The following is a 24036-nucleotide window of genomic DNA, read 5'->3' as shown; positions in this document are numbered from 1 at the left end:
CAGAGATTCTTATAGGCGCTCCTATGATACCATAGACGGCGGCGGGGAACAATCACCATTTATCGGAGAGCTCTTTTGACATCCAATTTTTCATGGGATATGATATAAAGGAATATATTGCAGAACTTAAATGAAGGAAGTGACCTATGCGATATCCGATGAAACTGATCGCGCCGCTGAAGGATTATCTCTGGGGCGGGACGCGTTTGAAAGAAGAATACGGCAAAGAGACAGAGCTGACGAAGGTCGCCGAGAGTTGGGAACTTGCCTGTCATCGGGACGGCAAGAGCGTGATTGCAAACGGTGCGGCGAAGGGACAGACGCTCGAGAAATGGCTGGCGGGAGAAGGCCGGGGCGTGCTCGGCAAAAATGCGGAGAAGTTTTCGTATTTCCCGCTGCTCATCAAGCTGATCGATGCACGCGATGATTTGTCCGTGCAGGTGCATCCGAGCGATGCGTACGCTTTGCGTGTTGAAGGAGAGCACGGAAAGACAGAGCTGTGGTACATTGTGGACTGTGCGCCCGGTGCAGAGATTCTCTATGGATTTCAGCATGAGCTCACGCGGGAGGAGTTTCGCCGCCGCATCGAAGACAATACGCTGCGCGAGGTTGTACGCCGCGTGCCGGTACACAAAGGAGACGTGTTCTTCATCCCTGCGGGTACGCTGCACGCGATCGGCAGGGGGATCCTCATCTGCGAAATTCAGCAGAGTTCCAATGCGACTTACCGTGTCTATGATTATGGACGCGTCGGTGCCGACGGAAAGCCGCGCACACTTCACATCGAGAAGGCTCTCGATGTGACCCGTCTGACTCCCGCCGTCTCGGGAGCCTCCTCTGCAGTGTCCGTCGATATCTTTGCAGGCGTACAGGTGCGCCTGCTTGGTGCATGTGATTATTTTACCGTATATCATCTCGCTGTCACGGGAGAATGCGCGCTTATGGCGGGAGAAGATTCCTTCCAATGTCTGACGATGCTCTCCGGCAGTCTCGTGCTGCGTTCCGGCAGTGGGGAGATCTGTATGAGAAAGGGCGAGAGTGCATTCCTGCCAGCAGGTCTCGGCTGCTATATGCTCAATGGAGAAGCGGAGATAATTCTCAGCAAGGTCTGATATATGATGACATGAGCAGGGCTTGACGGCTTTGCTATAATGAAACCGTCAGGAGAACTTTTAGAATGCCAAATGGAAGGTGAGAGAGATCGAATTTCATGCCTTGACGAAGGAAGACAAGCCTCTGCTTGATCGATATTTTCGTGCGAATTATTATGAGAATTCGCATTTTAACTTTACAAATCTCTACATGTGGCGCGAACCGTTCCATGTTCATGTGGCGGAGGAGGATGGTGTCCTCTATGTTGTGAGCGAGTGGAAAGCGCGCGTATCGGCGCTGCAGCCGTTCTGTGATCCCACACGCTACCCGGAGGCGACGAAGAAGCTGCTCGCGTACTTCGAGGAGATAGAGCAGCCATTTCACATCTACGATATGGAGCGCGGCTACGCGGACTTTCTCCGCAGCTGTGACTGCGCGAACTTCGAAGTAGTCGCTGACCGCGACAACTATGACTATGTGTATCTGTCTGAAAAGCTCATTAGTCTCTCGGGGCGTAAGCTGCACTCGAAGAAGAATCATCTGAATGCGTTCCGCAAGGAGCATCCGGACGCGCAGTTCCTGCCGATCACGGACGAGATCGTGACACAGTGCAAGCTGGAGCTGAACAGTTGGTACAAGCAGCATCGCCAGGAGGACGGTACAGTCGATCTGTTCATTGACTATGAGCGCACGGCGATTCTCGAGGTGCTGAATAATTTCGCAGATTTCGGCCTGAAAGGCGGAGCGATCCTCTTGGATGGACGCGTGGTTGCCTTTACGTTCGGCGAGCAGCTGAATACGGATACGGCAGTGATTCATGTGGAGAAGGCGGATCCAGAGGTGCGCGGCGCATATCCCGCGATCAATCAGGGATTCGTGGAGCACGCGTGGAGCCATCTTACCTATATCAACCGCGAAGAGGATATGGGGATCGAGGGACTGCGCAAGGCAAAGGAGTCTTATAAGCCCGAGAAGCTGATTGAGAAATTCAACGCAACCCTTGTGGGATTTGCAAACTGTTCGTGAATATGGTAAGATAGCACAACGCTAGGATAAGGTAGGCTCGTCCTTCGCCCCACATAAGCGGCGGAGGACTTTCTTGTTTACATTTATTCAGATGATGCAATGTTGTAATACGGGGGAACGATCATGAACCACACGAAATATGCCAAGGGATACTATATGCCGCCCGAGATCCGTCTGGACTGGCTGCGCAAAGATGCGCCGGAGAAGGCGCCGATATGGTGCTCGGTCGATCTGCGCGACGGCAATCAGGCGCTCATCATTCCGATGAGCCTCGATGAGAAGCTGGCGTTTTTCGATCTCCTCGTACGAGTGGGGTTCAAAGAAATCGAGGTCGGTTTTCCTGCCGCATCGGAAACGGAGTATGAATTCCTGCGCCGCCTCGTGGAGGATAATCTCATTCCAGACGATGTAACGGTGCAGGTGCTGACGCAGGCACGCGAACATATCATTCGCAGGACATTCGATGCGCTGCGCGGTGTGAAGAATGCCATCGTACACGTCTATAACCCGACCTCTGCGGCGCAGCGTGAGCAGGTATTCGGCCGCTCCAAGGAGGAGATCCTGCAGATCGCCGTGGACGGCGCGCAGCTGCTCAAGCGGCTGACGGAGGAGGCAGGGGCAGACTACCGCTTCGAGTATTCGCCCGAGAGCTTCACGGGGACGGAGCCGGAGTATGCGCTTGAGGTCTGCAATGCCGTGCTCGATGTGTGGCAGCCGACGCCCGACCGCAAGGCCATCATTAATCTGCCCTCGACAGTGCAGATGTCAATGTCGCACGTCTACGGCATGCAGATTTCGTACGTCAACGAGCGCTTGAAGTATCGTGACAGCGTTGTCCTCTCCCTACACCCGCACAACGACCGCGGCTGTGGCGTAGCGGATGCGGAGCTGGGGCTGCTCGCCGGCGCGGACCGCGTCGAGGGTACGCTCTTCGGCAATGGAGAGCGTACAGGCAATGTCGACATCATCACGGTGGCTATGAATATGTTCGCCCTCGGCGTCGATCCGAACCTTGATTTTTCTGATCTGCCGCATCTCGTAGAGGTATATGAGAAGGTGACGCGCATGCAGGTCAATCCGCGCCAGCCGTATGCCGGCTCGCTCGTCTTTGCCGCATTCTCAGGCTCGCATCAGGATGCCATCGCCAAGGGGATGAAGCATTGGGACGAGAACAAGCCGAAGCATTGGTCGTTGCCGTATCTCTACATCGACCCGAAGGATGTTGGGCGCACCTACGATGGTGACGTGATCCGCATCAACAGCCAGTCGGGCAGGGGCGGCGTCAGCTATATCATGGAGCAGCAGTACGGCATCAGTATGCCGAAGAAGATGCGCGAGGATTTCAGTTACCGTGTGAAGTCCGTCTCCGACAACGGACACAGGGAACTCCTGCCGGATGAGATCTACAAGGTGTTCACAGATACCTATGTCAATGTCGGCTTTCCATTCGAACTTTCGGATTTCCATCTGAAAAAGCAGCCGGACGGCACGCGTACGGGCGATGTCCATCTCAAAGTGGACGGCGAGGAGCGTACCTATGAGGCGCGCGGCAACGGACGTCTTGATGCAATCTCAAATGCTCTGCAGGAAAACCTTGGCCTCCGCTATACGAACCTGACATACAGCGAACATGCATTGGAGATCGGACAGACCTCGCGCGCCATCTCGTACATCAGCATCACGGGCGAGGACGGCAAGGTCTACTGGGGCGCAGGTACGGACACGGACATCATCACCTCGTCTATCCTGGCCCTGTTCAGCGCAATCAACCGGATGAAAGCAGGACACTAACTTGTGACGGATACAATCGCAGAAAAACTGAAGCTGCTCCCGGACTCTCCGGGTGTCTATATTATGAAAGACGCCCGCGGGAAGATCATCTATGTGGGCAAAGCCATTGTTCTCAAGAACCGTGTGCGGCAGTATTTTCAGAGCAGCCGGAACCAGGCGCCGAAAGTGCGCGCGATGGTCTCGCACATTGCTGACTTTGAGACGATTATGACAGCGAATGAAGTCGAGTCATTGATTCTTGAGGCAAATCTGATCAAAAAACATCGGCCGCGCTATAATATCCGGCTGAAGGACGACAAGAGTTACCCCTATGTAAAAGTGACGGTGCAGGAGGAATTCCCGCGCGTCTTCATCACGCGGCGCGTTCTGCGTGATGGTGCGCGCTACTTCGGCCCCTATACGAATGTGACGGCGCTGCGGGACAGCTTAAAGCTCCTGAAGCGCCTTTTTCCTCTGCGAACGTGCAGGATTATGCCCGACCGTCCCTGTCTTGAATACCATATCAAACGCTGTCTTGCGCCCTGTGTAGAGAAGGTAACGGAGGAGGATTACCGTGCGATGATCCATGCGGTCCTGCTTTTTCTCGAGGGACGGACGGACGACGTGGAGCGGGAGCTGGAGCATCGCATGGATCTGGCGGCAGAGGGGTATCACTTTGAGACAGCCGCGCGTCTGCGCGACCAGCTGACCGCTGTGCGCAAGGCTGCCGAGCGGCAGAATATCGTGACCGGAGCGGGCGATCAGGATGCGATCGGCATGGCACGCGCGGCGATGGGTGTCTGTGTGCAGATCTTTTTCATCCGCGGCGGCAAGATGATCGGACGCGAGCACTTCCATCTGCGCGGGAGCGAGGAGGAGAGCGATGCGGACATTTTGCGCGCCTTTCTTGAGCAGTACTACAATCGGGCGACGTTCGTCCCGCGTGAGATTCTGCTTCCGCATGCGATCGACGGCATGGGGCGGGAGGTTATTGAACGCTGGCTCACAGAGCGCAGGGGCGGGGGAAAGGTCACTCTCCTGACGCCGCAGCGCGGAACGAAACATGATATCGTCGTAATGGCGACGGACAATGCGGAGAAATTTCTCGCCGATGAGGAGACGCGCCGCAGTCTCGCCGATGCAGAGACCATGGGTGCGGTTGAGGAGCTTGGGCGTCGTCTCGGTCTGAAAAATCCGCCGTACCGCATGGAGTGCTTTGATATCTCGCACAATCAGGGGCAGGAGACCGTTGCCTCCATGGTCGTCTTTGAGGGCGGTCTGCCAAAGAAGTCCGACTACCGCCGCTTTAAAATTCGGAGTGCCGAGGGCAAGCCCGACGATTTCCTTTCTATGCGTGAGGTAACAACGCGTCGTTATGTGGGCCTTCCAGAGAAGGAGCTGCCCGATCTTATTATTATCGACGGAGGCAAGGGGCAGCTCTCCTCCGCACTCGAGATCATTCGGAACGAGGCGGGACATAAAAATGTTCCTGTCGTCGGTCTTGCCAAGCAGTTCGAACTTGTCTTTACGGAGGGAAACTCCGAACCGATCGAACTGCCGCGCCGCAGCCAAGCGCTCTATCTCATTCAGCGCATCCGCGACGAGGCACATCGCTTTGCCGTCACCTTCCATCGAAAGCTGCGCGGAAAACGCAACCTTGTCTCCGTCCTTGATCATATTGTCGGGATCGGGGCAAAGCGGCGGCAAAGTCTGTGGAACCACTTCGGAACGATTGACAAGATTAAGGCGGCTTCGATCGATGAACTTCTCAAAGCCCCCGGAATGAATCGCCCTTCTGCGGAAGCTGTCTACTATTTCTTTGAAGCGCAGCGTCAACTTCGTGGGAAACAATAAAAGATAGGATTGTCATACCAAAATGATGAATCATCTAATTGCGGCTTGGTTCTGATAATTCTATAATAACAAAAAATAAAATATTAACTGTGCTTAAGGAGGTCTTGCCCGTGCTTTTTCATCGAAAAGCGGCGCTTGCCGCAGCAGTGCTCATGTCCCTGTTGATGGTGCTTGTGGGTTGTGGCGGCTCGGAGCAGTCATCCAAGGCAGAGGACAATATTCTCGTCGTATACAACTGCAATACGGACGACTGGACTGCTCCAATTGTTAAGGAATTCCAGGAGCAGACCGGGATTCAGGTGCAGCTTGTCGCGGGCGGCTCGGGCGAGCTGATGGCGCGCGTGCGTGCAGAGAAGGAGAATCCGCTCGGCGATATCATGTGGGGCGGTTCAGCTGATGCATACGTTGCGTTGGAACCTTTTTTGCAGCCCTATGAATCAACGGAGAAAGCTGCGATCGATCCGAATTTCGTTCGGGAGAACAACGCCTTTTATAATGTGACGATGGATCCCTATGTCATCGCTTATAACACCGATCTCGTCAGTGAGGCGGATGCACCGAAGGGGTGGAAGGATCTGCTCGATCCGAAATTCCGCGGACGCATCTCGTTGGCGGATCCGGCAAAGTCGAGTTCCACCTACGCGGGCTCCTCACGATGATGGATAAACTTGGCGGCGATACCGCCGTCATCGGACAGCTCGTCGACAATCTGGACGGCAAGATCATCAGCGGTTCAGCGGCTCAGATCAAAGCCCTGTCTGACGGAGAGTATGCAATTACGGCTACCTTTGAAGAGCCTGTACTGAAATATATTACGAACGGCGCACATATGAAGATTGTCTATCCCGCGGAGGGAACTGCGATTTCATCCGGCGGCATCGGCATCATCAAAGGCGCTAAACACGCGGAAAATGCAAAAAAATTCCTTGATTTCGTTATGAGCAAGCAGGTGCATGAACGCTTCGGCAATTACCAGCGGCGTTCAACGCGCACTGATGTTCAGCCTCCCGCGTCTCTTCGCCCCGTGTCGGAGATTCGCTACACACCGTTTGATACCCAGCGTGCCGTATCTTTTAAGGACGAGTTCCTGAGCAAATGGCGCGCCGCGGTTATCAAATAAATCCCCATTTCCCCCATCCCCCCATTCCCATATTTTCCCCTTCCAAGACCGTCACAGTGCGTGACGGTTTTTCTTTTGAAAGGTTGTGTATTATGAGTTTGTCTGTTCGGATACAGGATGCGGTAAAACGCTATGGTGATTTTTGCGCGGTCAATCACATCAGCCTCTCCATTGAGGGCGGCGAGTTCTTTACGCTGCTCGGACCTTCGGGATGCGGGAAGACAACGCTGCTGCGCATGATTGCGGGCTTCAATGAAATCGACGGGGGAAAGATCTTTTTCGGTGACCGCTGCATCAACGATATCCCGCCCCATCGCCGCAATACGGGGATGGTGTTTCAGAACTACGCTATTTTTCCGCATCTGTCTGTTGCGGATAACGTTGCCTACGGACTCCGCGCGCGGGATGCCGGTGCGGCAGAGCAGAAGGAGCGTACAGCGGAAGCACTTGCCCTTATGCAAATTGAGAACCTTGCAGATCGGATGCCGTCCCAGCTTTCCGGCGGGCAGCAGCAGCGTGTGGCGCTCGCACGCGCAATCGTCATCCGTCCCGATGTCCTGCTCATGGACGAGCCGCTCTCGAATTTGGACGCCAAGCTGCGCCTCATGATGCGGACGAATATTCGCCGTATCCAAAAGGAGCTCGGCATCACGACGATCTACGTAACGCACGATCAGGAGGAGGCACTTGCAATCTCGGATCGGATCGCGGTTATGCAGGCGGGAACCGTGATGCAGCTCGGCACCCCGCGCGAGATCTATACGCATCCGGCAAATACGTTTGTTGCAGACTTCATAGGAACGTCCAATTTCCTCACAGGAAAGGCAGAAGCGGAATCGTTTGATGTTTTGGGGACACTTTCCTTTTCCGGCGGACTTTCAAGCGGCTATCAGGGGCCGCTGAAGATCTCTGTGCGTCCCGAGGATGTGGGGCTTGTCTCGCCGGAGTCGAGCGCCCTGCGCGGGACCGTTCGCCGCGTTACCTATCTCGGCACGAATGACGAGTATGAGATTGCCCTCGCGGATGACCTGAGTCTGATCAGCAAGATCTATCGAACACGCGGGGGACAGGCCTACGATATTGGGGATATGGTGGGCATCACGCTCGAGCCTGCAGCGCTGACGCTTTATACGGAGGATGGGAAGGAGGCCCTCTCATGAAACTCTCCCATTTGCGTGAAAATCCGTTGGATCGTCTGAATTTCTGGACGGCTGTTACGGTTCTCGCCATCCTTTTAATCCTGCTTTTTATCGTTTATCCATTTTCACATTTATTGATTCGCTCCTTTGTGATGGAGAATGGGAGCATTTCCTTTGCACACTACGCCGAATTCTTTCAGAGCAAATATTATCTGCATACATTGTTCAACAGTTTCATGGTGTCTGCATCGGCGACGGTGCTCGCCCTTTTGATTGGCCTGCCCATGGCGTACTTTACCGCGCGCTATCGCATTATAGGAAAATCCATTGTCGATCACCTCTGCATTCTTGCAATGCTCTCGCCGCCCTTTATCGGCGCCTACTCATGGATTGTACTGCTCGGGCGTGCGGGCGTCTTTACGCGGTTTGCCGAGGATACGTTCGGACTCTCTTTGCCGTCTATCTATGGATTTTCGGGGATTTTACTCGTCTTTACGCTCAAGTTGTTTCCCTATGTATATCTCTACGTTTCGGCGGCGCTGCAGAGCATGGACGCCTCACTGGAGGAGGCGGCGGAGAATCTCGGTACAAGTGGTTGGCGCCGCTTCCGTGAGATCACGTTTCCCCTCATCCTCCCGACAATTCTTTCCGCTGCACTTATGGTCTTTATGACGAGTCTTGCGGATTTCGGAACGCCTGCGCTCATCGGCGAGGGATTTCGTGTCCTGCCGGTATCCATCTACGATGCGTACATGAGCGAGCTTGGGGCCGGGAATACGGCTTTTGCAAATGTTCTCAGCGTGGTTGTCGTCGTCTTTGCGCTGCTGGTTCTGCTGCTTCAAAAAAAGGCGCTCGCCGGACGCGATTACATGATGTCGGGCCTTCGCCCGATGAAGCGAAAGACACTCTCCGGCGTGCGCAGCGTTCTCGTTGCGCTGGGGATTTACTTCGTTGCTTTTCTTGCTGTGCTGCCACAGCTGACGGTTGCCGTAACATCTTTTGTCAAGACGAGCGGGCCGGTCTTTCTTCCCGGTTTTGGATTCGAGAGCTATGCAGAAGCGTTCGGAAAGATGTCCGATGCAATTCTCAATTCCTTCTTGTTTTCTCTTTCCGCCATTGCGATCATGGTGCTCTCCGCGCTGTTGATTTCATATCTGATTGTGCGGGAGCAGTCACGCGCGAGCACGCTCATCGACATGATGGTAATGTTCCCCTATGTGATTCCGGGGGCTGTGCTCGGCATTATGCTGTCCTCGACATTCAATGGCATGCCTCTCCCCTTGACAGGGACGGCATTTATCCTTATTCTGTCTTATGTGATCCGAAAACTTCCGTTTACGCTGCGCTCGAGCATCGGCATCCTGTATCAGATCGACCGCAGTGTGGACGAGGCTTCGATCAGCCTTGGCGTGACGCCGGTGACAACATTCTTTCGGGTGACGGCGCGGCTGATGCTGCCCGGCGTCATGTCGGGCGCGATTTTGAGTTGGATTGCGACAATGAACGAGTTGAGCTCGTCTCTGATCCTCTATACGGGCGGAACGCAGACCATTTCTGTGGCGATCTTCAACGAGATTACGAGCAAAGCGCATTTTGGCACGGCGGCGGCGCTTGCGACGATCTTGACGGCGGCGACGGTTCTTTCTCTTGTTGTTTGTCGCAGACTTGCGGGTGGGAAAATAGAACTTTGAACTTATGATGCTCCATTACGGTATCAACTATCAAAAGAGGCTGCTCATCTATCTGCTGGCCGGCGGATTTTTGCCGCTGCTGGTGGTCTCTGCGGTCATTCTCTATGCAGCTGATCATATGTATGAGGCGATGCAGGAGCAGGGCGGACATGCAGAGGTGCAGCGGATCTCTGTAGAGATCGACCATCTTATGCTGCGTTATCAGCAGATGATTGAGCCGCTTCTTGCGCGGGATGAGACGGAATCGTTTCTGAGAGGAACGCGCACGGAGGCCGAACACATTTACAGCGACTTGTACGCGGCCCTTGCAGGCAGATCCGGCGAGGCGGCGATCTATCTGATCTCAGCCGATGGACACCAGATCATTGCTACGGATGATCTGCCGCGTGCCTATCATCTGCCGGAGAACTTGCACTGGGGCCTCATTGGGCGAGCAATGCAGGAGCAGGGCTGGGTCGCTCTGGCTGCCGATCGCTATGCGGCAGACCAGAAGGATACGGTCTTCTCGATGGCATATGCCGTTCGGCGGGGCGGAGAACTGCTCGGCTTTGCCGTTATCGATATGAGGTACGAGGCTCTTATCCCGCTCATCCAGCGTGTGCAGGACGGCAATGAGGGGCAGATTATCCTGACGGATCGCTACGGCTATGTCATGATGGATATGCTCAATCGTCACCGCGAGGGCTTTCCCCCTGCTTTTTCCCCGCCTCATGAGGGGGAGAGGACATTCCGTGACAATTCATACGCCTCGCCCAATACGGGATTTGAGGTGCATCTGCGGCAGCGCATGGATCCTGCGCCGCTGAATTATCTATTTCGCCTCGTTGTCGCAGCGGATATCATTGCACTCTGTCTGACGGCATATCTTGCCTGCCGACTGAGCCGTCATCTTTGGCGCCCGCTGCATACGCTGACGACGGCAATGCGCCGCGTGCGCCGCCGGGATGATTTCTCTGTGCAGGTTGACATTCAGCGCAGTGATGAGATCGGTGAGCTCGCGCTCACGTTTAACAATCTCATTGCGCATATCCGAACGCTTCTTGCCGAGAACCGCGCGCGGGAACGGACTCTGCGCATAGCACAGGTCAAGTCGCTGACGGAGATGATCCGGCCGCATTTTATGTATAATACGCTCAATCTGATCAAGTGGAGCGCCAAGCTCGGCGACAATGAAGGTGCTGCGGATATTGCCGTCCAGCTCGGAAAACTGCTGCGCGCCTCTGTCAGCATGAAGGAGTATGTGACGATCGCAGAGGAACTCGTCTTTCTCCGTACGTATCTGAAGATCCAGCAGCGGCGTTTTGCCGGGCGGCTGAAGGTTGACATCCGCGTGGATTCCGCAATCCGCGGATACTATGTACCGAAACTGATCCTGCAGCCGCTCGTTGAAAATGCGATACAGCATGGAATAGAGCGTGCAGAGAGCAGCGGACGTATTGCGATTACGGGGCGCTGCGAGGATGATCATATCGTCTTTCGCGTGAAGGATAACGGACAGGGGATCTCGGCGGAGCGTCAGAGGGAAGTGCTTGCGCGGCGGGATGACAATCATTTCGGACTTTATAACGTGCATATGCGCGCCGTGCTGAACGGAGACCGGGCCTGTGGGATCGCCTTGGACAGCGCGGAGGGAAAGGGGACAGAGGCAATACTGACGCTGAAATGTTGGGAGGAGGTTCCTCGTTATGATTAAGGTGCTTGTGATCGATGACGAGCCCATGCAGCGGCAGGGCATTGTTCGCTTAACGCCGTGGGGAGATTTCGGTGCCGAAGTGATCGGTGCTGCAGGCAGCGGCATGGAGGGGATTCTGCTGGCCCGTGAGCATCGTCCCGATGTGCTCATTGTGGATATCAAGATGCCGGGACTCTCAGGGCTCGATGTGATCGCACGTCTGCGTGAGGAGTTGGAGGCAGAGTATATTATTCTGTCCGGTTACGGCGAGTTCGAATATGCCCAGCGGGCAATTGCACTCGGCGTATGCGCCTATCTGCTCAAACCGATTGATGATGAAGATCTTGCTGCAGCGGTGAAGCTCGCGGCAGCGCATATTGACGAGAGGCGCAGGCGTCTGCGCAGTGCCTCGGCCGTACAGGAGTCTTCTGGATCCCTCCGTCTGCCGCAGGAGGAACCGATCCGCGGCTACCTCCTGCGTGCCATGCGGCATATGGAGGAGCATATGGCGGAGCCGATTACTGCGCGTGAGGTGGCAGAGGCGCTCGGACTCAGCGTCAGCTATCTGCACAAGCTTTTTGCACGCTGCGGCACTTCTTTCAGTGCTTATCTTACTGATTGCCGCCTGCGCCGCGCGCGCCGCATGCTGCGCGAAAGTGATGAGCGTATCTACACTGTTGCCGCTGCCTGCGGTTATCAGGATACACGCTATTTCAGCAAGATTTTCCAAAAACACATGGGTATTAAGCCGACGGAATATCGGTACGAAAAAAATTTATAAAAATTTTACGCACCCCCTAGCCAAGACAGAAAAAATATTGTAATATAATAATAGTTATTGGGTAGTAACTTGTATATAAGTCGAATATCCCAATACTGTTGTGTATTATATGCTGGCGCTGTGTCTGTGTATTCATTATGAAAGGGGAGCTTTCCATGAAGAAATGGGTTTGTACGGTTTGCGGCTGGGTCTACGATGAGGCTGTCGGAGATCCGGATTACGATCTTGCCGCCGGCGTGGCGTTCGAAGATCTGCCGGAGGATTTTGTCTGCCCGCTCTGTGGTGTGGACAAGTGGCTGTTTGAGCAGCAGGAATGACACTGACCTTTCGGAGTGCAGCCCCGCGCATGCGGGGCTTTTTTCTGTCAAGAGGCAAGTACGCCTGAAATATTTTTGCTTTTCGCCGAAAAATCCCGTATAATAAACGACATATTTTTTACTGGAGGAGACTTGTCTTTGGCAGAACAGCTTGAAATCAGCATGGTATTTCTGGTCTATATGCTTTTGATGATGGCGGTCGGCGTTTACTACTATCGCCGCACGCACAATATGAGCGACTATTTCCTCGGGAATCGAAAGCTCGGCGCATGGGTCACCTCAATGAGCGCCGAAGCATCGGATATGTCCGGGTGGATGCTCATGGGCGTTCCGGGATTTGCCTATGTTGCGGGACTGAACGCAGGGTGGATCGCGCTCGGCATCATCATCGGGACATGGGCAAACTGGCACTTTGTCGCGGCACGCCTGCGCATCTATACGGAGCTGGCAAATAATTCGCTGACGCTGCCGGATTTTTTTGAAAATCGGTTTCTGGCTTCTTCAGGGGCATTGCGCGTCATCCCTGCGGTCTTCATCCTGATTTTTTTCATTTTGTATACATCGTCCGGCTTCGTGGCGGCGGGACGCCTCTTTGAGACGATCTTTCAGCTGCCGTATGTGCCGTCGCTCCTCCTCGGTGCGGGGGTCGTCGTTTTCTATACGCTCGTCGGCGGCTTTCTTGCTGTGTCGCGCACGGACTTCATCCAGGGTGTGATGATGTTCTTTGCTATCCTCGTGGTTCCGATCGGGGCGGCCATGATGCTGGGCGGATTTACGGCGACGGCAGAGATGATTGCGCGGGATCACGCTTCGTTCTTTGCGCCGCTTACGAAGGCAGACGGTTCGACGCTCGGATTTATCGAGTTTATTTCGCTGATGGCCTGGGGGATCGGTTACTTCGGACAACCACACATCCTCGTGCGTTTTATGGCCATCCGCCATGCGGAGGAACTGCCGCAGGCGACGCGCATTGCGATGGCATGGGTCATCATCTCTCTTGCAGCAGCGCTTATGGTCGGCATGGTCGGTGCGGTCTATCTGCAGACTCCTCTGGAGGGGACGGCGGCAGAGACCGTTTTCCTCGTGATGGCAGAGGAGCTTTTTCCTCCAATTGCAGCGGGGTTGATTCTCGCTGCAGTGCTCGCGGCGATCATGAGTACGGCGTCGGCACAGCTGCTCGTCGCCGCATCAGCGTTTGCACAGGATATCTATCGGCGCAGCTTTCGCCCCGCAGCGCAGCAGGCGGAGTTGGTCTGGGTAAGCCGACTCTCGGTGCTCGCAATTGCAGCGGCAGCCATCTACCTCGGACTCAGTCCGGATAACTTTATCTTGGATATGGTGGCCTATGCGTGGGCGGGATTCGGCGCGGCATTCGGCCCCGCGCTTCTCATGTGCCTCTTTTGGCGGCGCGTGACGGAGCGCGGCGTGCTCGCCGGCATTGTGACGGGCGGCATTACCGTGCTCATATGGAAACAGGCTGCGCTCTTGGGACTCTATGAGATTGTTCCAGGGTTTCTGCTCGCTTTCCTGGCGATCTATACGGTGAGCAAAATGGATGCAGAACCGCCGGCGAAAGTTACAGAGCTCTTTGATCGCGTGAACCGCAGCGGCTGAGGATCGTTCTTACTGCGCTTGCCGTTCAGGCACGGCGTTTTTTCGACATCATGTCTGTTTGGACGGGAGGATAAAATGGCATTTACATTTACGCACGTGAATTTCAATGTGCTCGATCTCGCGCGCAGTATGGAGTTCTATGAGCAGGCGTTCGGCTTTCGCGAGAAGCGGCGCATGGAGACGCCGGATTTTACGCTGGTCTATCTGTGGGACGGCGTGACGGACTTTGAGTTGGAACTGACCTTTCTGCATGGGCGCAGAGAGCCCTATGATCTCGGGGAGAAGGAGTTTCATCTTGCGCTTCATACGGATGATTATGCTGGGGCCCGTGCAAAACATGCGGCGATGGGAGTTATCTGCTACGAGAATGCAGAGATGGGCATTTATTTCGTCGAGGATCCGGACGGATATTGGATAGAGGTCCTTCCAAAAAACATGTGACGAAAGCAATTGTTTCGTGTATAATAGGAAATACATGAAATAATCCTTAAAAGAGGGTGAGCTTGTATGGGAAAACTGCGGGTGTTGATTGTGGATGATTCCAAGATCAGCCGCATGATGATCGCTGAGCATTTAAGGGATACCAATTTTGAGGTCTGCGGCATGGCGGCGGACGCTGTGGAGGCGTCGAAGCTCTATGCAGAGCTGCGTCCTGATGTCGTGACGATGGACATGAATCTGCCCGATGCCAACGGACTCGAATGCAGCAGACGCATTCTTGCCGAATATGCGGATGCGAAGATTCTGATGATCAGTGCGATGAAGGATCTGAAACTCATCACGCAGGGGAAGGCGATCGGGATTCGTGCATTTCTGCAAAAGCCGGTATCAAAACTCGATCTGATGGACACGCTTCATCTCGTGTGCGAGGTATCGGCGAGCCAGGAGTCCGCGTTTCGAGAACTCTACGCCAAGCCGTTTGAACGTGCGCTCCAAGAGGGGATTGCCGGGCTCCTTCATATGAAGGGAGCGACGGAGATCTCCTCGTATAAGCCGCGTTCGCTCGATGTGAGCGGTGCCGCGGTTATTATCGGCATTACCGGATTTACAACGGGCCGCGCGATCTTTTATGTCGACGAAGCCCTGCTCAAACCCTTTGCGATGCATATGCTCGGGCGTTCCTCAATAGAGGCGCTCAGGGATGACGAGGCTGTTGACGCTGTGGAGGAGGCCGCGAATATTATCGCGGGCCGTGCAGTCTCAAAGGTCAACAACGTACTTGAGGGGAAAGAACTGCGCTTGACGCCTCCGGGCACGATTCGCGGAGCACAGGTACATATTGTGAGCCCGCGCATGACGACGTTCTGTGTCAGCATGCACCTGCCGATCGGAATGGTGCAGATGAATGTGGGCTTTGCAGAGGGAGAGTAATCGATGGACGCAAAACTGATCAATCCTTTTGTGGATGCCTTTATAACGGTGATGCCGATGCTGGGCTTTCCAGAGCCCACGCGGACGAAGCTCTACGCTGCCTCCGCTCGGGCAAAGAGCCTCGGCGTATCGGTTTTGGTGGGATTTACAAAGCAGATTCGCGGGAATGTTGTCTACAATATGAGTGAGGATACGGCAAAGTTTATCGCATCTACGATGATGATGGGGATGCCGGTCGAGTCTTTTGACGAGATGGCACAGAGCGCGATCTCAGAACTGAGCAACATGTTGACGGCAAATACGGCGACGAATATTACGGGACTCGGTCTCGATGTCGATATTTCGACACCGTCGCTGACGGTCGGCAGTGACTTTGAGGTAAAGATCAGCGACGGTCAGTACCTCGTCGTGGAGATGGACCTGAGCGGCAAGCTTGTGGAGCTGGATATTGCTGTCGATCAGAACTAGGGTGATGCGGACACTTTTTATCGGAGGGAGAATTCGATGAAGGGTGCGGAGCAGGTGCGTGTCTTCCTCACGGGGCGACAGGTGGATGCTGCCGGTGAAGAGAGCCGCATAGCGCTGTCCGTCAAGGGACGGCGTTTTTTGCGTGGAGAGAGCCGTTATGTGAGCTATGACGATACGGAGCTCATCGAGGGGGAGATGATCCCGACGATGCTGCGGGTCGGCACCTCTGAGGTGATGCTGCGGCGCAGCGGCGTTGTCCGCCATACACAGAGATTTGCCGCAGGACAGGAGTGCCCCAGCAGCTACCGTACGCCGTATGGTACCCTCGCGCTCACAACGGTGACGCGCCGTCTGCGTGCGCGCGTGCTTCCAGATGGCATAGAGGAGGTGTATATTTTCTACGCGCTCTATGTGGACGGCGTGCGCCAAAGCGATAATATGCTGGAAATAAGAATCGAGCCAATATAAAGGAGATCAAGTCAAGTTGGATATCAAACAGCAGATTGAGCAGGCGATCATGCGTGCCGTGGAGGCAGCGAAAGCCGAAGGACAACTGCCGGAGAGCGGTGCATTGCCGCGTATTCTTCTGGAGGAGCCGCCGGAAAAAGAGCTTGGAGATTTTGCGACAAACTTTGCCATGCAGTCGGCGCGTGTCTTTCGTCAGCCCCCGCAGAAGATCGCAGCGGCAATCAAAGAGCATCTCATGGGCGATTGGCTCGATCATGCGGAGATCGCAGGACCCGGTTTCCTCAATCTCTACCTTAAAAAGACCGTGCTCGCCGATACGCTGCGTGCCGTACTTGCCGCGGGAGAGGAGTATGGGCAGCTGCCCGCGCAGGAGGCAGGGCATATTCAGGTTGAATACGTCAGCGCCAATCCGACGGGGCCGCTCCACGTTGGGCACGGACGGGGCGCAGCGGTCGGCTCTGCATTGGTAAAGCTGCTGCGTACAGCGGGCTATGCGGTGGACAGCGAGTACTACGTCAATGATGCGGGCAACCAGATGAATCTCCTCGCTGTGTCTGTGAATGCACGCTATCTGGAGCTCCTCGGCAAGCCGGCGGTATTCCCGGAGAACGGGTATCATGGTGCGGATATTGTGGACACAGCGCAGCGCATTATTGACCGTGATGGAGACAAGTATCTCCTGCTCTCGGAGGAAGAGCGCCTGCAGATCTTCCAGGACCTTGCCTATCGAGAGAAACTCGCGGCACTCGAGGAGGACCTTGCGGACTTTGGCGTGACGTTTGACCGCTGGTTCAGCGAGCGCACGCTTCATCCGGGGGCCGTGCGCCGCGTGGTCGATGTCCTGCTTGAGCGCGGTTCGGCATATGAGAAGGACGGCGCTGTATGGCTCCGTTCGACAGATTATGGGGATGACAAGGATCGCGTAATCTTTCGCGATAACGGTGTACCTACTTATCTGGCGGCAGACATTGCCTATCATGCAGATAAATATGCGCGCGGCTACGGGCGCATGATCAATATCTGGGGCGCCGATCACCACGGCTATGTTGCACGCGTGAAGGCGGCGATTGCGGCGCTCGGAGACGATCCGGAACGGCTGACGGTGCTCCTTTTGCAGATGGTGAGCCTCTATCGTGACGGTGCGCTCGTAAAGCTGAGCAAACGGACGGGGGAGACCGTGACTCTGCGTGAGTTGATGGAGGAGGTCGGCGTCGATGCAGCGCGCTACTTCTTCCTCATGCGCTCACTCGACAGCCAGCTGGACTTTGATCTCGACCTTGCGAAGAAGAGGACCAACGAGAATCCCGTTTACTACATCCAATATGCGCATGCGCGTATCTCGAGCATCTTCCGTCAAGCGGATGAAGCAGGAATTGCGGCGAAGGACGGGGCAGAACTGGAACTCTTGACGGATGAGACGGAAATTGCTCTTATTAAGAAGATTGCTGCTTATCCCGAGGAGATTGCACGTGCGGCAGCAGAACTTGCGCCGCAGCGCATCGCACGCTACAGCCACGAGTTGGCGGGTGCATTCCACTCGTTTTATAATAAGTGCCGTATCATCGGTCAGGAACCGGCGCTTGCATCTGCGCGCCTTGCCCTTGTCTCGGCAGCGGGGCGCGTGATCCGCAACAGCCTCGGGGTCCTTGGCGTATCTGCGCCGGAAAAGATGTAACTGTTTTGCTTGGAAGGAGTATATCTATGGATTATGAACGCATGTCGGAGGTTGACGTCGCCTATCACATCCTCGCGCAGAAGAAAGTTCCGGTTCACTATAAGGAACTGATCCAAGAGGTGATTGAGGCAAAGCATAAGCCGGTGCAGTCGCTTGCGATGGCAATCTCTGAGATTTACACGATGCTCAATATGGACAGCCGCTTTCACTATGAGGGAGAGAGCAAATGGGGGCTGACCGAATGGGTTCCTCCCGAAGTCAAGCGTTCCTCCTCGCGTTCCTCCTCCGGTACAGCAAAGACTGCTGTCACGAAGGAGAGCACGCGCAAGAAGAAGCTCGAGAGTATTCAGAACTGATTGAAGTCTAGCGGAGGAACGGCATGGCAAAGTATATTTTCGTCACGGGCGGCGTTGTTTCATCTCTCGGCAAGGGCATCACGGCGGCATCGCTCGGCCGCCTGCTCAAGAATCGCGGACTGAAGGTAACGATTCAGAAATTTGATCCCTACATCAACATTGATCCGGGAACGATGAGCCCGTATCAGCACGGCGAAGTATTTGTCACCGATGACGGGGCTGAGACGGATCTTGATCTCGGTCACTATGAGCGCTTTATCGACATCAATCTGACGAAGCGTTCGAATATCACGACGGGGAAAGTATATTCGTCTGTGCTGAATAAGGAGCGCCACGGTGACTATCTCGGTTCAACCGTGCAGGTGATTCCGCATATTACAAACGAAATCAAGCAGCGTGTCTACGATGTGGCGAAGGCAGACAACGCCGACGTTGTCATCACGGAGATCGGCGGGACCGTCGGCGATATCGAAAGTCTTCCGTTCTTGGAAGCAATCCGTCAGGTCAAAAAGGAAGTCGGCAAGAACGATGCTCTCTACATCCATGTAACGCTCCTTCCTTACATCAGCGCGGCGGGCGAGCTCAAAACAAAGCCGACACAGCACAGCGTCAAGGAACTGCGCGCCATCGGGATTCAGCCCGATATCCTCGTCTGCCGCACAGAGCAGCCGATTCCGCGCGATATGAAGGAGAAAATTGCGCTGTTCTGCGATGTGGATGCGGATGCCGTCATTGAGAACCGTACGGCATCGACAATCTATGAGGTTCCCCTCATGATGCAGCAGGAGGGACTGGACCGCATTGTGCTCGAGAAGATGGCAATGGACTTCGACCCCTCCAATATGGAGGCGTGGGAAAAGATGGTCTTTAAGATCAATCATCCTGCGAAGAGGGTAAAGATCGCCGTCGTCGGAAAGTATGTCGCGCTGCCCGATGCCTATATGTCGGTGACGGAAGCACTCCATCATGGGGGCATCGAGAACGATGCGCAGGTAAAAATCGCATGGATCAACGCCGAAGAGCTGGAGGAGGCGCATACGGATCTTGACGAGCTCTTTGTCGGATGCAGGGGGATCCTTGTGCCGGGCGGTTTCGGCGACCGCGGTGTCGAGGGCAAGATCCGCGCAATCCAATACGCGCGCGAGAAGGGGATCCCATTCCTCGGGCTTTGTTTGGGGATGCAGTGTGCGGTTATTGAGTTTGCCCGCAATGTCGCGGGGCTTTCCGGCGCGCACAGTACGGAGTTTGTTCCTGAGACGCCGCATCCCGTCATCGCGCTGATGGAGGATCAGCACGATGTGGAGGAAAAGGGCGGAACGATGCGCCTTGGTGCATATCCCTGCACGCTCAGAGAACCTTCGCTGTCGCGTACAGAATACGGATCAGCAGAAATCAGCGAGCGGCATCGGCATCGTTTTGAGTTCAACAATGCTTATCGTGCGCAGCTTGAAGAGAGAGGGATGCGCATTGCAGGGACGAGTCCGGATAATCGGCTCGTGGAGGTTGTGGAGATTGCGGATCATCCTTGGTTTGTCGCCTCGCAGTTCCATCCGGAGCTGAAGTCGCGCCCGAATCATCCGCATCCGCTCTTTGCCGGCTTTGTCCGCGCGGCGCTTGCAGCTGCTCCGAAATGAACGCACTTTTTTCCGTATTGCGTACGGACGGTCCTGTGCGTCAGCTTGCGGAGGCGCTGGATGATACCCCTCAGCGAATCCTCGCGTATGGATTTGCCGGCTCTATGAAGCATGCTGCCGTCGCTACCGCCTACGATGCCGCGCCGCGTCCTCTTGTCGTCATAACAAGCGGGCGTGATGCTCTGCGTGCGTGGCAGGAGGATTTGGTCACACTCCTGCCGGAAGCGGATATCTATGAACTTCCGGAGCTGGACCGTATCGACTTCGCTGCGCCCGGTGCAGCAAAGGGCCTCGAGCGGTCGGCACAGCGCATGAATATCCTTGCGCGGCTTTTACGACACGAGCCGATTATCGTGCTTGCGGATATCGGCGCAGCCGCGCAGAGAGGGCTGAGTGCAGCGGAGTTCGCGCGTGCCTCGCTTACTCTCAGCCTCGGGATGATGCTCCCGCATGAGGACCTGATGGCGCGGCTGGATACTCTGGGCTATGAGCATGTGATGGAGGTCGAGCACGTCGGACAGTTTAGTGTGCGCGGCGGCATTGTCGATATTTTTCCCATCAATGCCCTCTTGCCCCTCCGTATCGAATTTTTCGATACGGAGATCGACTCCATGCGCGAATACGATGTCTTGACCAAGCGTTCTATTAAAAATATCAGCACGGCTTCCGTTATGCCGCTGCACGCAGCGGACGATGAAGGGGAGGCGTGCTTTTTGAGCTACCTTGGCGCAGGTGCCGTAACGGTGTTCGATGAGCCGGCACGCCTCATCTCGGCACTTCAGGATGCCGTTCAGGAAGATGCCACACGTGCTGCGCGCAGCTTTTCATGGGAGGAGCTTGTCGCAGCGGGGGCGGCGGGGCACGAGCTCTTTGCTTCACTGATGAACCGCGTGGTTCCTTCCTGTGCGCCGGCGGCTCTCATTGGCTTTCAGATGATGCCGATGACGGCGTTTCAGCGGCAGTTTTCCCTGCTCGAGAGCGAATTGCGCCGCTATCTTGCGGATGAAACGCGCGTACTGGTGCTCGCAGGCAGCGGAGAACGGGCGAATCTGATCCGCGAGATGTTCACCGGATGGAATCTCCCTGCGGTCATCCTGCGCAAAGAAGGGGATGCGCAGGATGGCGCAGTCGGCATTGCATCCGGGGCACTGCGCGCGGGCTTTGAGCTGAGCACATCTCATATTGCTGTGCTCACGGAACAGGACATTTTCGGACGACATAAAGCAAAGCTGCACCGCATGGCACCCGCAGGCGACCGCATTCGCCATTTTCGAGAGATCGCGCCTGGCGACTACGTTGTTCACGTTTCGCACGGCATCGGGAAATATATCGGTGTCGAAACCCTCGAGGTCGCGGGCGTGCATCGCGACTATTTGCACATTCAGTACGGAGGCGACGACAAGTTATTTGTGCCGACGGATCAGGTCGGGCTCCTGCAAAAGTACATCGGGGCGGAAGGATCCGTACCGCGTCTGCACCGCATGGGAACTGCAGACTGGGCGCGCGCGCGCGCGAAGGCGCAGAAATCCGTGGAGGATATCGCCGACAAGCTCCTCGAAATCTATGCGGAGAGACAGCTTGCGAAGGGACATGCATTCACGCCGGATGATGCGGGACAGCGCGAGTTTGAAGAGGCGTTTCCCTATCAGGAGACGGACGACCAGCTGCGTGCGGTGGCGGAGATCAAGCGTGATATGGAGAGCGAGAAGCCGATGGATCGTCTGCTCTGCGGCGATGTCGGCTTCGGAAAGACCGAAGTCGCTGTGCGCGCGGCATTTAAGGCGGCGATGGATGGATTTCAGGTTGCCGTGCTTGTGCCGACGACAGTTCTGGCACAGCAGCACTACCAGACCTTTGCTGCCCGCTTCGCAGAATTTGCTCCGAAGGTGGATGTCGTCTGCCGCTTTCGCAGTCTGCGCGAACAGGCGGCGACGCTGCGCGACGTGGCGCGCGGACGCGTGGACATCCTTATCGGCACGCACGCGATTCTCAACCGAAAACGTGTGCGGTTTCAGAATCTCGGCCTTTTGATTGTGGACGAGGAACAGCGTTTCGGCGTCACGCAGAAGGAGAAGATCAAGGAATTTGCAGCGGGAGTGGATGTGCTGACGCTCTCTGCAACCCCAATCCCGCGCACGCTGCATATGTCGCTTGCGGGCGCGCGTGATATGAGCATCATCGAGACGCCGCCGGCCGACCGCCTGCCCGTTCAGTCCTATGTTGTGGAGAGCAGCGACGCGATGATGCGCGGCGCGATTGAGCGTGAGCTTTCCCGCGGGGGGCAGGTCTATTTTATCTACAATCGTATAGAGAGTATTGATCGCATGCGCGAACATCTGATGCGGCTGGTGCCGGAGGCTCGTATCGCCTCCGCGCACGGGCAGATGAACGAAGATATCCTGGAGCAGGTGATGATGGACTTTTATGAGGGGCATTATGACATCCTGCTCGCGACCAGTATTGTCGAGAACGGCATTGACGTTGCCAACGCGAATACGATTATCGTCTACGATGCCGACCGTTTCGGTCTCTCACAGCTCTATCAGATGCGCGGGCGCGTCGGGCGTTCGGCAAAAATGGCATTTGCGTACTTTACCTATCGGCGCGATAAAGCTCTTAGCGAGACGGCCGAAAAGCGCCTGCAGGCGATGAAGGAATTCGCGCAGCTCGGCTCCGGTTTTAAAATTGCTATGCGCGATCTTGAGATCCGCGGCGCGGGGAGCCTTCTTGGCGCGCAGCAGCATGGGCATATCGCAGGAGTCGGCTTTGAGATGTACGTCAAGCTGTTGGAGGAGGCTGTCGCAAAGAAGAGGGGCGAGGCACCGCCGGCAGCGCCTGTGGAGACGGTCATTGATCTGCCTGTGGAGGCGTATCTTGACGGCGGGTATATCGAAGATGCCATGCATAAGATTGAGATCTATCAGAAGATCGCCGCTGTCCGCACGAACGATGATATTGACAGTCTGCTGGATGAGCTGATCGACCGCTTCGGCGAGCCAAGTCCGCCCGTGCTTGCCCTGCTCGATGTCGCACGTATTAAGAACTACGCGCGTACATTCGGCGCACGCAGCATTGCTGTCAAGGGAGAAACGTTCGATCTTGTTCTGCCTGCGGGAGAAAAGCTGCCGCTTCCAGCGCTCATGCGTCTTGACCGTGCGTTTGGCCGACGCATCGGTCCTCTGCCCGAGGGAGACGGCTATCGGATACGCCTCCTGCCGCAGGAACGCAAGGAAATTTTGGATACGGCGCTCGAAGTTGTGCAGATGGCATGCGAGGAGGGGACGACGTGACGGGAAAATTGACCGCAGCAGGACTCGGCCCGGGCGGAGCAGGCCTGATTACACGCGAGACGTGGACGCGCATCGAGGAGGCTGGGCATATCCTTCTGCGGACGCGCATTCATCCGGCAGCTGCGGCGCTTGATGAGGCCAATATTTCCTATGAAACGTACGACGCTTTTTACGATGCCGCCAAGGATTTCGACGAGCTCTATGAAGCGATCACAAATGATTTGCTCGTGCGCACAAAAGAAACGGACATCCTCTATCTTGTGCCCGGCAGTCCGTTCGTTGCGGAACGTACGATACAGCTCCTGCGTGAAAAGTCAATGAAGGCAGGGATCCTTCTTGAAATTTTGCCTGGCATGAGCTTTTTGGAACCGCTCTTCGCTGCCCTCGGCATCGATCCGGTGCATGGGCTTTCGATTGTCGACGCATTGGATGAGGATACGATTGCATCACCTCCCGCGCAGGATCTTGTTATCACGCAGCTCTATTCACGCGAACTTGCCTCCGACTTGAAAATTCTGCTGATGGAGCATTTTCCCGATATGCAGGAAGTTGTCTATCTGCACCATCTTTCTCTCCCGGACGAACAGATTCGACGTGTGCCGCTTTTTGAACTCGATCGGCAGGAAGATATTGATCATTTGACCACGCTTTTTATTCCATATACCCCTATTTTTTGGGAAAAAAGCTAAAAAAAACGC

19 protein-coding genes and 1 pseudogene are annotated in these 24036 nt (G+C 55.4%); all 20 read left to right on the top strand.

Annotated features, from left to right (window positions below; translation table 11 throughout):
• Nucleotides 1-146: 146 nt before the first annotated feature.
• The 20 genes and pseudogenes from HMPREF7545_RS08970 to HMPREF7545_RS08875 all read left to right on the top strand — a co-directional run bounded on the left by HMPREF7545_RS08970 (nt 147) and on the right by HMPREF7545_RS08875 (nt 24027).
• Nucleotides 147-1112 (top strand): type I phosphomannose isomerase catalytic subunit, encoded by a 966-nt coding sequence (locus HMPREF7545_RS08970; protein ID WP_040571360.1) that lies wholly within the window; start codon nt 147-149, stop codon nt 1110-1112.
• 79 nt (nt 1113-1191) lie between these two features.
• Nucleotides 1192-2118 carry a DUF2156 domain-containing protein gene (locus HMPREF7545_RS08965; protein ID WP_006695423.1) on the top strand — a complete coding sequence of 309 codons (927 nt, stop codon included), beginning with the start codon at nt 1192-1194 and terminating at the stop codon, nt 2116-2118.
• Between the two features lie 123 nt (nt 2119-2241).
• Nucleotides 2242-3909, top strand: a complete 1668-nt coding sequence (locus HMPREF7545_RS08960; RefSeq protein ID WP_006695422.1) for a 2-isopropylmalate synthase — start codon at nt 2242-2244, stop codon at nt 3907-3909.
• A 3-nt stretch (nt 3910-3912) separates the two neighbouring features.
• A complete protein-coding gene (gene uvrC, locus HMPREF7545_RS08955; protein WP_006695421.1) occupies nt 3913-5742 on the top strand; it encodes an excinuclease ABC subunit UvrC in 1830 nt (609 codons plus the stop codon).
• A 110-nt stretch (nt 5743-5852) separates the two neighbouring features.
• Nucleotides 5853-6862: pseudogene (locus HMPREF7545_RS08950) on the top strand (ABC transporter substrate-binding protein).
• A 92-nt stretch (nt 6863-6954) separates the two neighbouring features.
• Nucleotides 6955-8022: an ABC transporter ATP-binding protein gene (locus tag HMPREF7545_RS08945; protein WP_006695418.1), complete on the top strand. Its 1068-nt coding sequence runs from the start codon at nt 6955-6957 to the stop codon at nt 8020-8022.
• On the top strand, nt 8019-9692 hold the full coding sequence (locus HMPREF7545_RS08940) for an ABC transporter permease (RefSeq protein ID WP_006695417.1): 1674 nt from the start codon (nt 8019-8021) through the stop codon (nt 9690-9692). The genes HMPREF7545_RS08945 and HMPREF7545_RS08940 overlap by 4 nt, the downstream gene beginning before the upstream one ends.
• Before the next feature lie 7 nt (nt 9693-9699).
• Entirely contained in the window at nt 9700-11385 is a 1686-nt protein-coding gene (locus HMPREF7545_RS08935) for a sensor histidine kinase (RefSeq protein ID WP_040571376.1), read from the top strand.
• Complete coding sequence (locus HMPREF7545_RS08930) at nt 11378-12145, top strand: response regulator transcription factor (RefSeq protein WP_006695415.1); 768 nt, start codon at nt 11378-11380, stop codon at nt 12143-12145. The genes HMPREF7545_RS08935 and HMPREF7545_RS08930 overlap by 8 nt, the downstream gene beginning before the upstream one ends.
• Before the next feature lie 155 nt (nt 12146-12300).
• Entirely contained in the window at nt 12301-12462 is a 162-nt protein-coding gene (locus HMPREF7545_RS08925; protein ID WP_040571359.1) for a rubredoxin, read from the top strand.
• 138 nt (nt 12463-12600) lie between these two features.
• Entirely contained in the window at nt 12601-14076 is a 1476-nt protein-coding gene (putP, locus tag HMPREF7545_RS08920) for a sodium/proline symporter PutP (protein ID WP_040571358.1), read from the top strand.
• A gap of 75 nt (nt 14077-14151) precedes the next feature.
• Complete coding sequence (locus tag HMPREF7545_RS08915; RefSeq protein ID WP_006695412.1) at nt 14152-14517, top strand: VOC family protein; 366 nt, start codon at nt 14152-14154, stop codon at nt 14515-14517.
• Nucleotides 14518-14583: 66 nt separating this feature from the next.
• Nucleotides 14584-15447: a response regulator gene (locus tag HMPREF7545_RS08910; protein WP_006695411.1), complete on the top strand. Its 864-nt coding sequence runs from the start codon at nt 14584-14586 to the stop codon at nt 15445-15447.
• A 3-nt stretch (nt 15448-15450) separates the two neighbouring features.
• Nucleotides 15451-15915, top strand: coding sequence for a chemotaxis protein CheX (locus HMPREF7545_RS08905; RefSeq protein ID WP_006695410.1), 465 nt, complete (start codon nt 15451-15453; stop codon nt 15913-15915).
• Between the two features lie 36 nt (nt 15916-15951).
• Nucleotides 15952-16383, top strand: a complete 432-nt coding sequence (locus tag HMPREF7545_RS08900; protein WP_006695409.1) for a YwiB family protein — start codon at nt 15952-15954, stop codon at nt 16381-16383.
• Between the two features lie 16 nt (nt 16384-16399).
• Nucleotides 16400-18058 (top strand): arginine--tRNA ligase, encoded by a 1659-nt coding sequence (gene argS / locus HMPREF7545_RS08895; RefSeq protein ID WP_006695408.1) that lies wholly within the window; start codon nt 16400-16402, stop codon nt 18056-18058.
• A gap of 26 nt (nt 18059-18084) precedes the next feature.
• On the top strand, nt 18085-18414 hold the full coding sequence (gene rpoE / locus HMPREF7545_RS08890) for a DNA-directed RNA polymerase subunit delta (RefSeq protein WP_006695407.1): 330 nt from the start codon (nt 18085-18087) through the stop codon (nt 18412-18414).
• Between the two features lie 23 nt (nt 18415-18437).
• Nucleotides 18438-20048, top strand: a complete 1611-nt coding sequence (gene pyrG, locus HMPREF7545_RS08885) for a CTP synthase (protein WP_006695406.1) — start codon at nt 18438-18440, stop codon at nt 20046-20048.
• On the top strand, nt 20045-23338 hold the full coding sequence (mfd, locus tag HMPREF7545_RS08880; protein ID WP_006695405.1) for a transcription-repair coupling factor: 3294 nt from the start codon (nt 20045-20047) through the stop codon (nt 23336-23338). Before pyrG ends, mfd begins: the two co-directional genes overlap by 4 nt.
• Entirely contained in the window at nt 23317-24027 is a 711-nt protein-coding gene (locus tag HMPREF7545_RS08875) for an SAM-dependent methyltransferase (protein ID WP_006695404.1), read from the top strand. Before mfd ends, HMPREF7545_RS08875 begins: the two co-directional genes overlap by 22 nt.
• Nucleotides 24028-24036: the final 9 nt, after the last annotated feature.

The sequence above is a fragment of the Centipeda noxia ATCC 43541 genome (genome assembly GCF_000160555.1).
GTDB classification, from domain to species: domain Bacteria; phylum Bacillota; class Negativicutes; order Selenomonadales; family Selenomonadaceae; genus Centipeda; species Centipeda noxia.
The sequence above is the reverse complement of the archived record's forward strand: the minus strand, read 5'-3'. Positions and strand labels throughout refer to the sequence as shown.